Raw genomic sequence first — 12,150 nt, 5'->3', positions numbered from 1 at the left:
CCGGCGATTCTACTCGCTTTGGCTGTTGCTGACTGTGATTGATGTCCCTGGCTCACAGCCCCCGGCAAGCGCGGCACCGCCCTGGAGGCAGTGACTGCACGCTTGCCGGTGTCTGGCGCTTAGCCGGAAAGCCCGACGTAGACATTCTGCACGTCATCGTGGGCGTCGATCGCTTCGAGGAAGGCTTCGACTTCTTCGAGCTGCTCGGCGCTCAGGCCGGTCACCGGATTCTTCGGGCGATAGCCCAGTTGCGCCGAATGCACGGTGAAACCCTGCTCGGGCAGGGAGCGGCACACGGCGTCCAGGTCGGTGAGTTCGGTGATAAACAGGGTATTGCCTTCGTCGGCGGGCTCGAAGTCCTGGGCCCCGGCTTCAATCGCCGCCAGCTCAGGGTCTGCGCCTTCATCCGAGGACGCCTCGATCAGGCCGACATGGTCGAAGTCCCAGGTCACCGAGCCGGATGCGCCCATCTGACCCTTGCGGAACAGTACGCGGATCTCGGCCACGGTGCGGTTGACGTTGTCGGTCAGGCACTCGACGATCAGCGGCACCTGATGCGGCGCAAAGCCCTCATAGGTGGTGCGTTCGAAGTTGACGGTTTCGCCGCTCAGACCGGCCCCTTTCTTGATCGCCCGCTCCAGGGTGTCCTTGGGCATCGAGGCTTTTTTCGCCTGATGCACGGCCAGGCGCAGCTTGGGGTTCATGTCCGGATCGGCACCGTTGCGTGCGGCGATCATGATTTCCTTGACCAGGCGGCCGAAGATCTTGCCTCTGGCGTTGGCGGCGGCTTCTTTAGGTTTGGCTTTCCACTGGGCGCCCATGCTGTTCTCTTGGTCTGTGCGGATGGAGGAGGTCGTCTGCCTGGCCGGGCGAGCGCCAGCCCTCTGGCTGAGCGGCGGCACAGTGGCCGGCGACGCATGCAGGGAGCGATTTTAGTCCCTCCAGCGGCCGCTGGCACCCTGCAATTTTGCCTGGCGGGTCGGCCGGGGCGACTTCGTGCCGGCGACTGCTTGCAACCAGGCGCTTGGAGCGCTGGTCTATGCTTAGACCAGACTTGGAAAAGGAGACTGACAATGCGCAAGGTATTGATTGCATATGACGGTTCGGCTCCGGCCAAACGCGCCCTGGAATACGTGATCAATTTCGCCCGCGATCATGCCGCGACGCTGCATGTGTGCCTGCTCAATGTGCAGCAGGAGCCCATGCTCTATGGCGAGTACGTGACCGGCGAGATCATCAGCCAGTTGCAGCAGTCGATGACCGCCGCGGCGGTTCAGGAGCTGGAATGGCCGGCGGACCAGTTGAAGGCCGCAGGCCTGGCCTATACCACCTACACCGCGCTGGGCAATGTCGCCGAGCAGGTCGCTGCGCTGGTTCAGCAGCAGGGTTGCGACACGGTGGTGATGGGCACCCGTGGCCTGGGCAGCTTTACCGGGATGTTGCTGGGCTCGGTGGCCACGCGGGTGATCCATGAGGTCTCGGTGCCGGTGCTGCTGGTGAAATAGTCCGGCGGCAGGCGAGGATTAACGGACAGACGTTACCGCGCCTGCCCGCTGGGCAGCAGCAGGTCCAGTGCCGGCACTGTGCGGCCGGTTTGTTCCCCGACTGTATAGGCCCGTGCCCGGCAGCGCCTGCTCTAATGGCGGCTTGCCTATGCTGAGGGGGCCGCTATGTCGCCCAAGGATTTATTGCTGGCCCTGGTGGTGATAGTCGTCTGGGGCATGAATTTCGTGGTGATCAAGGTCGGTCTGGACGATATGCCGCCGATGCTGCTGGGAGCGCTGCGTTTTCTGTTGGCGGCCTTTCCGGCGATCCTTTTTATCAAGCGGCCGCAGATCCCGCTGCGCTGGTTGCTGGCCTACGGGCTGACGATCTCGTTCGGCCAGTTCGCCTTTCTGTTTTCCGCCATGTCGCTGGGCATGCCGGCTGGCCTGGCTTCGCTGGTGCTGCAGTCGCAGGCGTTCTTCACCCTGCTGTTCGCCGTCTTGCTGCTCGGCGAGCGCCTGCGCCGGACCAACCTGTTCGGTTTGCTGGTGGCCGCGGCGGGTTTGCTGCTGATCGGCCTGCAGGGCGACCGCATCATGACCCTGGCCGGTTTCGCGCTGACCATCGGCGCGGCGGCCATGTGGGCGCTGGGCAATATCATCACGCGCAAACTCGGCAAGGTGAATCTGGTTGGCCTGGTGGTCTGGGGCAGCCTGATTCCACCCTTGCCGTTTCTGGCGCTGTCCTGGCTGCTGGAAGGGCCGCAGGCGATGGAAAGTGCGCTGCGCGGGCTCGGCCTGAGCTCGATCCTGGTGCTGATCTACCTGGCTTTCGGTGCGACCATCCTGGGCTATGGCCTGTGGAGTCGGCTGCTGTCGCGTTATCCGGCCAGCCAGGTGGCCCCCTTTTCGCTGCTGGTGCCGGTGGTCGGGCTGAGCTCGGCGGCGCTGCTGCTCGATGAGCACCTGAGCGGCCTGCAACTGCTGGGGGCGTTGCTGGTGATGTGCGGGCTGTTGCTGAACGTCTGCGGCGGCTGGTTATACGACCGCCTGCGCCTGGCTCGGGTGCCAGGCTGATTCAGTCGCTCAGGCCGGGGGCGGCGCGAGCCAATCACCCCGCTAGCAGGAGCCTTGGCCTTGCCTGGCTACGCGGGATAGAGCTCGCGGGCAAGGACTAGGCACCCCCGCCGTTCCTACAGAAGCGCCTGCCTCGGTCAGCAGGTGGTTGGCTTAGCGTTTGCCCATGGAGCGGCGGGTACCGCTGGGGGCTGGGCCGATCTTCTTCTCATGGGCGGACTTGTTGCCCTTCTGGTGCCAGGGCTGGTCGTCCTGTTTGGCGGAGGCGGCCTTGGCTGCGCCGAACAGCGAGGCAAACCCGGCCTTTTTCGCAACCACCGGCTCGCTGCCGGTTGGTGGGGTGTTGCTGGGCTGTGGGTCAGGCAATTGAGTGCTGGTCATGGAAGGTCCGCGGCTGCCGAGGTCATAAAGTGGGGCGCGAGTATACCCCTCTATTGGCGCGGGGCACCTGCTCAACCGCCGTGTGGTTTGCACGGTCCGGCGGTCCGGCGGCCCGGCGCTCCGGCTGACGGACACAAAAAAGGCGCAGTGGTGGGAGCCACTGCGCCTTTTTCTGGCAGTACCCCTTGGGCACCAACCGTGGGGCGTAAATCAGTCCTGGCGGCTGGTGACTTCCAGCAGGTGGTAGCCGAACTGGGTCTTGACCGGGCCCTGCACCACATTGATCGGCGCGCTGAATACCACGGTGTCGAACTCCTTGACCATCTGGCCAGGGCCAAAGGAACCGAGGTCGCCACCGCTGCGGCTGGAAGGGCAGGTGGAGTTGTCTTTGGCCACCTGGGCAAAGTCGGCACCGCCTTCGATAGCGGCTTTCAGTTCGTTGCACTTGTCTTCGGTGGCAACCAGGATGTGACGGGCAGTGGCGCGGGCCATGGGAGATACTCCTTTGAAATAAGCGCTAAAGCCTACCGGAATCGGCCGGCTATTCAAGCGTCGGCGATGCACCTGCGACGCTTGAATAGCCTCGCAGCAGGTGCTCGATTGTTTCAGTCTGCGACAAATGTCTTAGGGCTTGCCTAAACCAGGGGGAAATGGCGTAGGCTGGTGCTGTCGCCTCGGGAGGCGACGCTATTCGCGAACGGTTGAAGAAGGAAAGCTTTATGCAAATCCAAGTTCACAGCGATAACCACATTGAAGGTAGTGCCCGCCTGGTTGAATGGGTGAGTGCCAGTGTTGCCAGCAAGCTGGAACGCTTCGACGATGAGTTGACCCGCGTCGTCGTTCACCTGCACGACGACAATGGCCAGAAGGCCGGCGCACATGACAAGCGCTGTCAGATCGAGGCCCGGCCCAAAGGGCTGCAGCCGCTATCCGTTACCCACAAGGCCGAATCCCTTGAGCAGGCCATAGAGGGGGCCGTGGAAAAACTGCATCACGCCCTCGACCACCAGTTCGGCAAACTGCGCAGCAAGCGCGCCACCCCACTGCAGAACGACGAGGCCGTGGATATCCCCGGTCAGGACGCGCTTCTGCATGAAGACTTCCTCGCCGAGCAACAGCTGCGCGCGTTGTAAGTCCACGCCCAGGGCAGCAGGCCATGGCCCGCTGCCAACCCCTCCATTCTGTGCGCCCCGCAGGCCTGCCTGCGGGGCGCTTGCGTATGCGCGGCGCTTACAGGTTGCTGTAGATCAGCTGCCCACCCGCCAGCAGCATGCCGAGCCGGGCAATCCGATAGAACCACAGGTGGTTGACCCGCGACTGCAGCCACAAGCCGCTCCAGACCCCTAGCGGCACTATGGGGGCCAGGGCCAGGCTGAGCAGCAGGTTGTCCTGGCTGAACTGGCCAAGGGCGGTGTAGGGGATCAGCTTCAGGGCATTGGTCAGCAGAAAGAACACATTGATGGTGGCCACATAACGCACCTTGTCCAGTTGCTGCGGCAACAGGTGCATCATCACCGGCGGGCCGCCGGCGTGGGCGACGAAACTGGTGAAGCCGGCCAGGCTCGAGAGCAGGGTGCCGCGGCCTTTGTGCAGTGGGCGCGGGGCCTGGTTGCCGTGTATCAGGCCGAGCAGCACGAAGGACACGGCGATCAACCCGATCAGCAGGCCCACCAGGTTGTCGTCCAGCAGCTCGAAGGTCAGCGAGCCGATGATGATGCCGATCAGTGCACCGGGCAGCATGACCTTGAGGTTGGCCGTGTCCCATTTGCCGAAGTAGGCCTTGAGCCCCACCAAATCGGCCAGGCAGAGAATCGGCAGCATCACCGCCGCCGCCTGTTTTGGCGACAGACTCAGCGCCAGCAAGGGCACGGCGATGCCGCCCAGGGCACCGCCAAAGCCACCTTTGGACAGTCCGGTGAGAAACACCGCGGGCAGGGCGAACAGCAGAAAATCGGGCAGAGTCATGGCCAGCGCCACCGGCAAAGCGCGCAGGGTAGCAAGCGCCGTGGACGCTCGTCCCGCAGATTTTCGCCGGCGTGGTGCCGCGCCGCGGAACCGCTTGCAGCGGGCAATGGAGATCGACGCGTGGCTTGTTGCCTAAAATCAGACTGTCGGGCGTAAAGCGCCCGAGGGGCCGCGTTCTAGGAGGCTTCGCCATTAACTCCCTGGAGTTGAACACGCCGCCCGAGTGCGGGCCGCTGTCCGACTGCCGGTTGCGCGGCTACCTGAGCGAAGACTATCAGTGCGGCCAGTTCCACCTGGTCAGCCATTGGGCCAGCGATGGCAGCCTGATCGACACCAATGCAGTGATGGTCGTGACCACCCACGGCCCGGGCCTGGGGTGGATTGTGGCGCTACTCCTGCAGCCAGGCTTCTGCTTGCGCTTCCTCCATCGAGTCGAAAGCCTTGAGCGTCAGGCCTGGAATCAGCGAGCCCTCGATTGTGCTGATGCGCCTTACCCATTCCTGATCGGCCACCACCGCCACACGCTCGAAGCGGCGGATAAAGCGCAATAGTTGCGGGATACGCGACAGCTCGACGCCTATGGCCCCCAGGGTGGGCAATTCGAAGGTGCCGATGCGGTACATCATGCGGCCCTGTTCGATGCCTTCGGCGTGCTGGGTCAACTGATTGAGCGCGATACGCATGTCGATGCTGTCGAGTTTGCCGGTAAAGTCCACGTCAATGCGGTTTTTGCCGTTGCGGGTTACCTGAAACATAGCGCTTCCTCCATGGGGCTGTCTGTCCACCATACGCCGCCTGGCCGTTGCTGTTAACGCAAGGTGGCCGCGGCGGCCTTGCCTGCGACGGCGGCGAGTCCGCATCATGGCGGCAATTCAGTTTGACGGAGGTGGTTATGGGCATCAGATCGTGCCTTGCAGGTCTTGCACCGTTGCTGTTCAGCCTGGGGGCCGTTGCTGCCGAGCAGGCACAGCTGGTCGAGTCGATCAACCTGTACCGCAGCGAGGTACAGCGCTGTGGCGAGCAGGCCTCCGCCGAGTTGCCGCCGCTGACGGCCGATCCGCGTCTGGTGCAGCCGGTCGGTCGTTCGGGGGATTTGCAGCAGGCGATGAGCGCGGCGGGCTATCCGATGGTCAATGTGCAGGCCATCAGCCTGTCCGGCCCGCGCGATGCCGCGGCGGCGATGAAGGTGCTGCGCGAGAGCTTCTGCCAGGTGCTGCTGGACCCGCAGTTTGTCGATATCGGGGTCAATCAGCAGGACCGCGAGTGGCGCATCCTGCTGGCCAGGCCGCTGCTGACGGCGCGCCTGGGCGACTGGCAGGTGGAAGGGCAGAAGCTGCTCGCACAACTCAACGCCGCGCGTGGCACGCCGCGTCAATGCGGTAACCAGTCATTTGCCGCCGCCGCACCGCTGCTGTGGAATGCCACGCTGGGCAGCACAGCCGAGGCCCACAGCCGGGCCATGGCCAACGGCAACTTCTTCGATCATCAGGACCCTGACGGCCGTACTCCCGGCGACCGCGCGGAACTGGCTGGCTACAGCGGCCAACGGGTTGGCGAAAACATCGCCGCCGGGCTTGATACGGCAACGAGGGTGATCGACGGCTGGCTGGCCAGCCCCGGCCACTGCGCCAACCTGATGAACCCGCAATTCAGCGAACTGGGCGCGGCCTACGCGACCGACCCCAAGAGCGATGCGGGGATCTACTGGACGGCGTTGTTTGGTGCGCCGTAAGCAGGCTGCCGCCTAGGCCTGTCTTGTAGGAGCGGTCTTTGTGTGACCCATTAGGCGAGACAGTCCGATTACCGTTTGGGTGGGGAGCTCCGTGCGGTTGATGCTCCCGCTCTGCGCTGCTCACCGCCACAACTAAAGTGTGCTTAACCCAGCACCAGCGCCAGATGCCGCTCATAGCGCGCGATATCGGCCTCGATGGCGGGGCGTTTCATCACGTCGACGCAGAGGAAGGTCGGCAGGGCGCTCATGCCGAGGAACTGGTTGGCCTTGTGGAAGGGCAGGTAGACGGCGTCCACACCCTGGCCTTCGAAGAAGTCAGTCGGGTCGTCGAAGGCTTGCTGCGGCGCGTTCCAGGTCAGTGACAGCATGTACTGCTTGCCCTGGATTAGGCCGCCGCTGCCGTACTTCTGCGAGGCGTCCGAGCGGGTGCGGCCGTCGCTGGCGTAGAGGCTGCCGTGGCCTTCGGTAAATACCTCGTCGATGTACTTCTTCACCGTCCAGGGCGCGCCCATCCACCAGCCGGGCATCTGATAGATGATCACATCGGCCCAGAGGAATTTTGCCACCTCTTCGGCGACGTCGTAGCCGCTGTCGATATGAGTGTGCTTGAGGTCGAAGCCGGCGCGGTCGAGGAAGGCCAGTGCGGTGTCGTGCAGGGTGGTGTTGTAACGGCCGTCGGAGTGGGCGAACTGTTTACCGCCGTTGAGCAGCAGGATCTTCTTCATGGCATGTGCCTCGGTAAATTGATGGCGGCATGCTAGGGCGCGTGAGCGGCGGGAAACAGCCGCTTACGGGCAAATCATATGTGACTAAAAGGCATGAATGGGCTGGCTTTGGCTGTTGTAGGGTAAATAAACCCACACTGCCAGGAGCCCAGAATGGCCGATCAATACGGATTTATCCTGCATGCCCACACTCGTCCGGAAAAGGCCGCCGAGTTCGAGGCGTTGTTCCGCGCCTATGTCGAGCCCAGCCGCGCCGAGGCGGGCTGCATCACCTACCACATGCTGCGCGATAGACACGACCCGACGCTGTTTATCTTCTATGAGGTCTGGCAGACGAAAGAGCATTTGGCGACTCACAGCGCCTTGCCGCATATGCGCCAGTTTCATAAGCAGCGCATGGACTACCTGCGCCGTGATTTCGAGATCCGCGAGATCGAGATGCTTAGCCCGGCGAGCTGACGCCTCGCGTATGTATGGTTATTGCCGCATGTGACTGTGTCTATGTCACCGCGGTTGTCGGGACCAGAATGGCCGGACGCTATCGCGCAGGGTCCGCCATGCATATCGCCATACTTACCTTCGACGGCTTCAACGAGCTCGATTCGCTGATTGCCCTGGGCGCCCCCCCGCGCCTACAGGTACGTACAAGCCGAAAGACGCAATTGCCTCCAGTTTGCTACGCGACAGCGCGACGTCTGGATGACGGGGCATCTCCTACTTCCCCGGCTTCTCGACAACGATATAGCGCTTGCCGCCACTGCGTTTGGCCACGTACATGGCTTCATCCGCGTGGCGAACCAGATGCAGGTCGCTCTGGCCGTGCTCAGGGTAGACCGCGATACCCAGGCTGGGTGCGCTCATCAGGGCGTTGCCTTCCAGAAGGTAGGGAGCGCTCAGGGCGATGAGGATTTTCTCGGCCACCAGGATGGCGTCTTCCTGCCTGCTGATGTTGTCCAGCAGCACGGCGAATTCGTCACCACCCAGGCGGCTGACCGTATCGGAATCGCGTACGCACTGCCTGAGGCGGTGAGCGACTTCCTGCAGCAGGTGATCGCCCGTGGTGTGGCCGAAGGTGTCGTTGATGTGCTTGAAGTTATCCATGTCGAGATACAGCACCGCCAGCCGCAATGAATCGCGCTGCGCCCGTTGCAGCGAACCGCGCAAGCGATCCAGAAACAGCGCACGGTTGGGCAGTTCGGTCAGCTGGTCGTACTGTGCAAGAAATTCCAGGCGCGACTGCGTGTGTTTGCGTGCTATTGCAGCGGCCACCTGGTTCGCCACAAATTGCAGCAGCTCCTTGTCCTGTTCGGTGTAACGCGCGGCCCCGCAAGAGCTGCGCAGCACCAGCGCGCCGATGGTCTCGGTGCCCGATATCAGCGGCACACCCAGCCAGCCCAGGGCCGGCTGGCCGGCCAGCGTGTCGCTCTTTGCCATCAGTTGTTCGGCCGTTTCGGGGGGCAGCAACAGGGTTTCACCGGAGCGAATGATCGCGGCACTGAAGTCGTCCGAACTCAGCGGCTGGGGCGAGGGCGGCGCAGCAGACTGATCGGGGTAGTAGGGAAAGCTGAGCTGCTCATTCGCGGCGTCGTACAGCGCCACAAAAAAACCTTCGGCGGGCAGCAACTGGCCGATCACCTCGTGCACTCGCCTGTAGAGCGTCTGCAGCTCCTCGGCTGAGTGGGCCACTTCCGATATGGCATACAGGGCTGCCTGCATCGCCTCGGCTCGCTTGCGCTCGGTAATGTCCCGCGCCACGCCAACCCGCACCTGCTCGACCTCCAGCCATTGGGCAGACCACATGATATGAATGACATGACCGTTTTTATGAATGTAACGGTTCTCATGATCCTGGGAGGGTTGGCCCAGATTAATGCGCTCTACGATTGCCCGGCTGGCGGCGCGGTCGTCGGCGTGCATCAATTCAAAGGCGGTGCGGCCAATCATTTCCTCGGGCCGATAACCGAAGACGCGCTCGCTGGCTGCGCTTACCGATAGAAAGCGCCCCTCTTTATCCACTACGCAGACAACGTCCAGTAGCAGATCCAGGAGCTTGTCGTGAGGTAGGTGGGTTTTTGACGTCATGGCAACCAATATACGGCTATGCCGTCTGGCTTCGCTAGCACGATGATTCTCCCTGGCAGTGCCCTGTAACCCAATGTTTCTTTAGCCTGAGGCGATAGTGCCGCGTGGTGTCAGAGCCAGGTCAAACCTATGCTGATGATGACTCCGGTAATTACCAGCAGCATCAGGCAGTAGCCCATGATGTCTTTTGCCTTCAGCCCGGCAATCGCCAGTACGGGCAACGCCCAGAAGGGTTGCAGCAGGTTGGTCCAGGCATCACCCCAGGCCACGGCCATCGCCACACGGGGAATGCTTGCCCCCAGTTCCTGAGCCGCGGGCAACATGACGGGTGCCTGAACAGCCCATTGCCCGCCGCCGGAGGGCACGAAGATATTCACCAGGCCGGCGCTGATAAAACTCCAGAACGGCAAGCTTTCGGCCGTAGCAATGGAGACAAAGCCAGCAGAAATACTGGCGGCCAGCCCCGAAGCGGTCATCACACCCATGATCCCGGCATAAAACGGAAACTGGATAACGATGCCGGCGCTGCCTTTAACTGCCTCGTTCAGGCTGTCCAATAATCGGCGTGGGGTCTGGTGCAAAATGATCGCCAGAAACAGGAACATAAAGTTCACGATGTTCAGGTTCAGCCCGCCGTCGTTGAGAAAGTACTGAAAGATAAAGGCAAGGCCACCGGCACCCACAAGCCAGGCCAGAATCCGGCTATTTTCCAGATGCTCCGCCGGGCGGGTGATAGTGATCTGGGTGTCGGGCAGATCATCCAGTACCTTCGGGTCTACATAGACACTGTCCTCTGCGCTGGGCAGCATCAGGCGATTGACTGTCGGCACCACAATAAACAGCGCGAGTACGATGGCCAGGTTAAAGAACGCGAAAATCGTTTCGCCCGTGCCAATGATCCCAATCACGCTTTGGCTGAAATGCCCCTCGGTGGCAATGACGAGCGGAATTGACCCGGCCAGGCCACCGTGCCAGACGATAAAACCCGAGTATGCGCTGGCAATCAGCAGCGGATAGTGCACGCGGATCTGGCGCGCCAGGGCTTTGGCAAACAACGCCCCAACCACCAGGCCAAAGCCCCAGTTAATCCAGCTGGCGATCAACGCCACAAAGGTGACCAGAACAATCGCCTGCCCCGGTGTTTTCGCGAGGGACGCGAGGCGGTTGAGGATGTCCCGAACCAGTGGGGTGCTGGCCAGCATAAAACCGGTCACCAGCACGAGCAGCATCTGCATCGAGAAGCTCAACAGGTTCCAGAATCCCTCTCCCCACATATTGATCACCGCCATCGGGCCATGGCCTTCAACAATAATCGCGGCAGCAAAGGCCACCAGAGTGAGTATCAGCACGAATATAAAAGGATCCGGCAGGTATCGCTCTACCAGCTTCACTAGGGGTTTGGCTGCACGGTCAAGCATGTTGAATGCCTCCATTATTTTAAAATTGTCATTGGAGTTTTCCGGATGTCTCCTCTCGGAGTAATGCCACTCGAGGCTGAGCCCGATGTATTACCAGACCCCGGATAGTGCATAACTGCTGCAAAATTATTTGCTGCAGTAATACGTGGCAAGAATGCTTCAACGCGCAGGTGTGACACTGCGGCGACGGATCTCCATATCGGTGTAAATATCCACAGGACCAGCGAATGAGTACTCGTATCGAATTGACGATCAACCCAGGCGAGGATGCGCGCGCAGCTATCCTTCGGCCTTTGCGGGCTTATAACGTTGCTCAGGCGGGTGATTCCAAACCAGAAGCCATCGCGCTGCTCGTGCGTGATGAGCATAGCAACGAAATTATTGGCGGCCTGTATGGCGAGATTTTTTATCGTTGGCTATTTATCGAGTTGCTGGCCATACCTGAGCAGGCAAGGGGACAAGGCACGGGGTCACGCCTGATGGCCATGGCCGAAGAGGTTGCGCGTGAGAAAGGCTGTGTCGGGATCTGGCTTGATACCTTTGATTTCCAGGCCCCCGGGTTTTACCAACGGCATGGCTTCACTGAATTCGGTCACCTCGAAGATTTCCCTCCAGAGCATCAGCGCCTGTTTTTCCAGAAACGCCTGACCTAAGCCATTGGCCACAGCAGCGGCAGCACATGCTCGCGAAGCAGCGGTGCCAGTGCCTCCGGCAGTGCGTCGCCGGGGGCGAGCCAGCGCAGTTCTTCCAGCTCGGCGGCGGCGCTGACGCTGTGGGGCAGGTGGGCCTGGAAGACGCTGGCGTCGATCCAGGTGTCGGCCTCATTGGCGGCAGCGGCGCGGAACTGGCCGAGTGGTTGTAGCGCGGCGGCTGGCAGGCTGAGGTTGAGTTCTTCCTGCAGTTCGCGGGTCAGGGCGGTGATGGCGTTTTCACCGGGCTCGGCTTTGCCGCCGGGCAGCATAAAGGCCTGGGTGTTGCGTTTGCGCACCAGCAGCAGGCGGCCGGCGTCGTCAATCAGGCAGGCGGCGGAAATGGTCAGCGTGGTCATGGCTTTTTCGCTTGGGTTGATGTGGCTCTGTGTGCAGTGCTGCATTTGATTCGCTGATTACTGGCTTGCTCTATCCCATTTATCACGGCGGCGAGGGCAAGCAGCAATCGCCGAGGCTCGGCCGACTGTCGCTAAAGCCCAGCGGTGGCACGACGAACACCCCGTGGCAGGGTGCCTGCACAAAAGCGCTATTGGTTTGCCTCAAGATTGCTTAATCGTTTCCAGGTTCTGCGTGAAC

At 61.8% G+C, this 12,150-nt stretch carries 15 protein-coding genes and 1 pseudogene; 7 read left to right on the top strand and 9 right to left on the bottom strand.

Annotation, left to right across the window (positions count from 1 at the left end; translation table 11 throughout):
- Positions 1-119: 119 nt before the first annotated feature.
- On the bottom strand, positions 120-821 hold the full coding sequence (locus tag WMW70_RS08010) for a YebC/PmpR family DNA-binding transcriptional regulator (protein WP_341436975.1): 702 nt from the start codon (positions 819-821) through the stop codon (positions 120-122).
- 252 nt (positions 822-1,073) lie between these two features.
- Here WMW70_RS08010 and WMW70_RS08005 point away from each other — a divergent pair, with 252 nt between their 5' ends.
- Both WMW70_RS08005 and WMW70_RS08000 read left to right on the top strand, forming a co-directional pair.
- A complete protein-coding gene (locus WMW70_RS08005) occupies positions 1,074-1,505 on the top strand; it encodes a universal stress protein (protein ID WP_341436974.1) in 432 nt (143 codons plus the stop codon).
- A gap of 165 nt (positions 1,506-1,670) precedes the next feature.
- Positions 1,671-2,561, top strand: coding sequence for an EamA family transporter (locus WMW70_RS08000; RefSeq protein WP_341436973.1), 891 nt, complete (start codon positions 1,671-1,673; stop codon positions 2,559-2,561).
- 153 nt (positions 2,562-2,714) lie between these two features.
- On the opposite strand, the gene WMW70_RS07995 is transcribed toward WMW70_RS08000, so the two are convergent.
- A complete protein-coding gene (locus tag WMW70_RS07995; RefSeq protein WP_341436972.1) occupies positions 2,715-2,942 on the bottom strand; it encodes a hypothetical protein in 228 nt (75 codons plus the stop codon).
- Positions 2,943-3,152: 210 nt separating this feature from the next.
- A complete protein-coding gene (locus WMW70_RS07990; protein WP_339462254.1) occupies positions 3,153-3,434 on the bottom strand; it encodes a peptidylprolyl isomerase in 282 nt (93 codons plus the stop codon).
- Positions 3,435-3,661: 227 nt separating this feature from the next.
- On the opposite strand from WMW70_RS07990, the gene WMW70_RS07985 reads away from it, so the two are divergent.
- Positions 3,662-4,075 carry an HPF/RaiA family ribosome-associated protein gene (locus WMW70_RS07985; RefSeq protein WP_341436971.1) on the top strand — a complete coding sequence of 138 codons (414 nt, stop codon included), beginning with the start codon at positions 3,662-3,664 and terminating at the stop codon, positions 4,073-4,075.
- Positions 4,076-4,172: 97 nt separating this feature from the next.
- On the opposite strand, the gene WMW70_RS07980 is transcribed toward WMW70_RS07985, so the two are convergent.
- Both WMW70_RS07980 and WMW70_RS07975 read right to left on the bottom strand, forming a co-directional pair.
- Positions 4,173-4,907, bottom strand: coding sequence for a sulfite exporter TauE/SafE family protein (locus WMW70_RS07980; RefSeq protein WP_341436970.1), 735 nt, complete (start codon positions 4,905-4,907; stop codon positions 4,173-4,175).
- A gap of 389 nt (positions 4,908-5,296) precedes the next feature.
- Positions 5,297-5,662, bottom strand: a complete 366-nt coding sequence (locus tag WMW70_RS07975; RefSeq protein ID WP_341436969.1) for an STAS/SEC14 domain-containing protein — start codon at positions 5,660-5,662, stop codon at positions 5,297-5,299.
- A gap of 137 nt (positions 5,663-5,799) precedes the next feature.
- Between WMW70_RS07975 and WMW70_RS07970 the strand changes: the two genes are divergently transcribed.
- Positions 5,800-6,639: a CAP domain-containing protein gene (locus tag WMW70_RS07970; RefSeq protein WP_341436968.1), complete on the top strand. Its 840-nt coding sequence runs from the start codon at positions 5,800-5,802 to the stop codon at positions 6,637-6,639.
- A 143-nt stretch (positions 6,640-6,782) separates the two neighbouring features.
- Here WMW70_RS07970 and WMW70_RS07965 read toward each other — a convergent pair whose 3' ends face one another.
- Positions 6,783-7,364, bottom strand: a complete 582-nt coding sequence (locus tag WMW70_RS07965; RefSeq protein ID WP_341436967.1) for an NAD(P)H-dependent oxidoreductase — start codon at positions 7,362-7,364, stop codon at positions 6,783-6,785.
- Positions 7,365-7,517: 153 nt separating this feature from the next.
- On the opposite strand from WMW70_RS07965, the gene WMW70_RS07960 reads away from it, so the two are divergent.
- Both WMW70_RS07960 and WMW70_RS07955 read left to right on the top strand, forming a co-directional pair.
- Positions 7,518-7,823, top strand: a complete 306-nt coding sequence (locus tag WMW70_RS07960; RefSeq protein ID WP_341436966.1) for a putative quinol monooxygenase — start codon at positions 7,518-7,520, stop codon at positions 7,821-7,823.
- Between the two features lie 98 nt (positions 7,824-7,921).
- Positions 7,922-8,002 (top strand): annotated as a pseudogene (locus WMW70_RS07955) (AraC family transcriptional regulator); the annotation flags it as partial.
- Between the two features lie 76 nt (positions 8,003-8,078).
- Here the strand turns inward: WMW70_RS07955 and WMW70_RS07950 are convergent.
- Positions 8,079-9,446, bottom strand: a complete 1,368-nt coding sequence (locus tag WMW70_RS07950; protein WP_341436965.1) for a sensor domain-containing protein — start codon at positions 9,444-9,446, stop codon at positions 8,079-8,081.
- Positions 9,447-9,556: 110 nt separating this feature from the next.
- Positions 9,557-10,864 carry a short-chain fatty acid transporter gene (locus tag WMW70_RS07945; RefSeq protein WP_341436964.1) on the bottom strand — a complete coding sequence of 436 codons (1,308 nt, stop codon included), beginning with the start codon at positions 10,862-10,864 and terminating at the stop codon, positions 9,557-9,559.
- A 227-nt stretch (positions 10,865-11,091) separates the two neighbouring features.
- Here WMW70_RS07945 and WMW70_RS07940 point away from each other — a divergent pair, with 227 nt between their 5' ends.
- Complete coding sequence (locus WMW70_RS07940) at positions 11,092-11,517, top strand: GNAT family N-acetyltransferase (protein WP_341436963.1); 426 nt, start codon at positions 11,092-11,094, stop codon at positions 11,515-11,517.
- On the opposite strand, the gene WMW70_RS07935 is transcribed toward WMW70_RS07940, so the two are convergent.
- Positions 11,514-11,912 carry an NUDIX hydrolase gene (locus tag WMW70_RS07935; RefSeq protein ID WP_341436962.1) on the bottom strand — a complete coding sequence of 133 codons (399 nt, stop codon included), beginning with the start codon at positions 11,910-11,912 and terminating at the stop codon, positions 11,514-11,516. The two genes, WMW70_RS07940 and WMW70_RS07935, sit on opposite strands and share 4 nt — an antisense overlap.
- Between the last annotated feature and the right edge of the window lie 238 nt (positions 11,913-12,150).

This window comes from Pseudomonas sp. XK-1 (genome assembly GCF_038069885.1).
Lineage (GTDB): Bacteria > Pseudomonadota > Gammaproteobacteria > Pseudomonadales > Pseudomonadaceae > Aquipseudomonas.
This window is presented reverse-complemented; position numbering and strand designations above follow the sequence as displayed.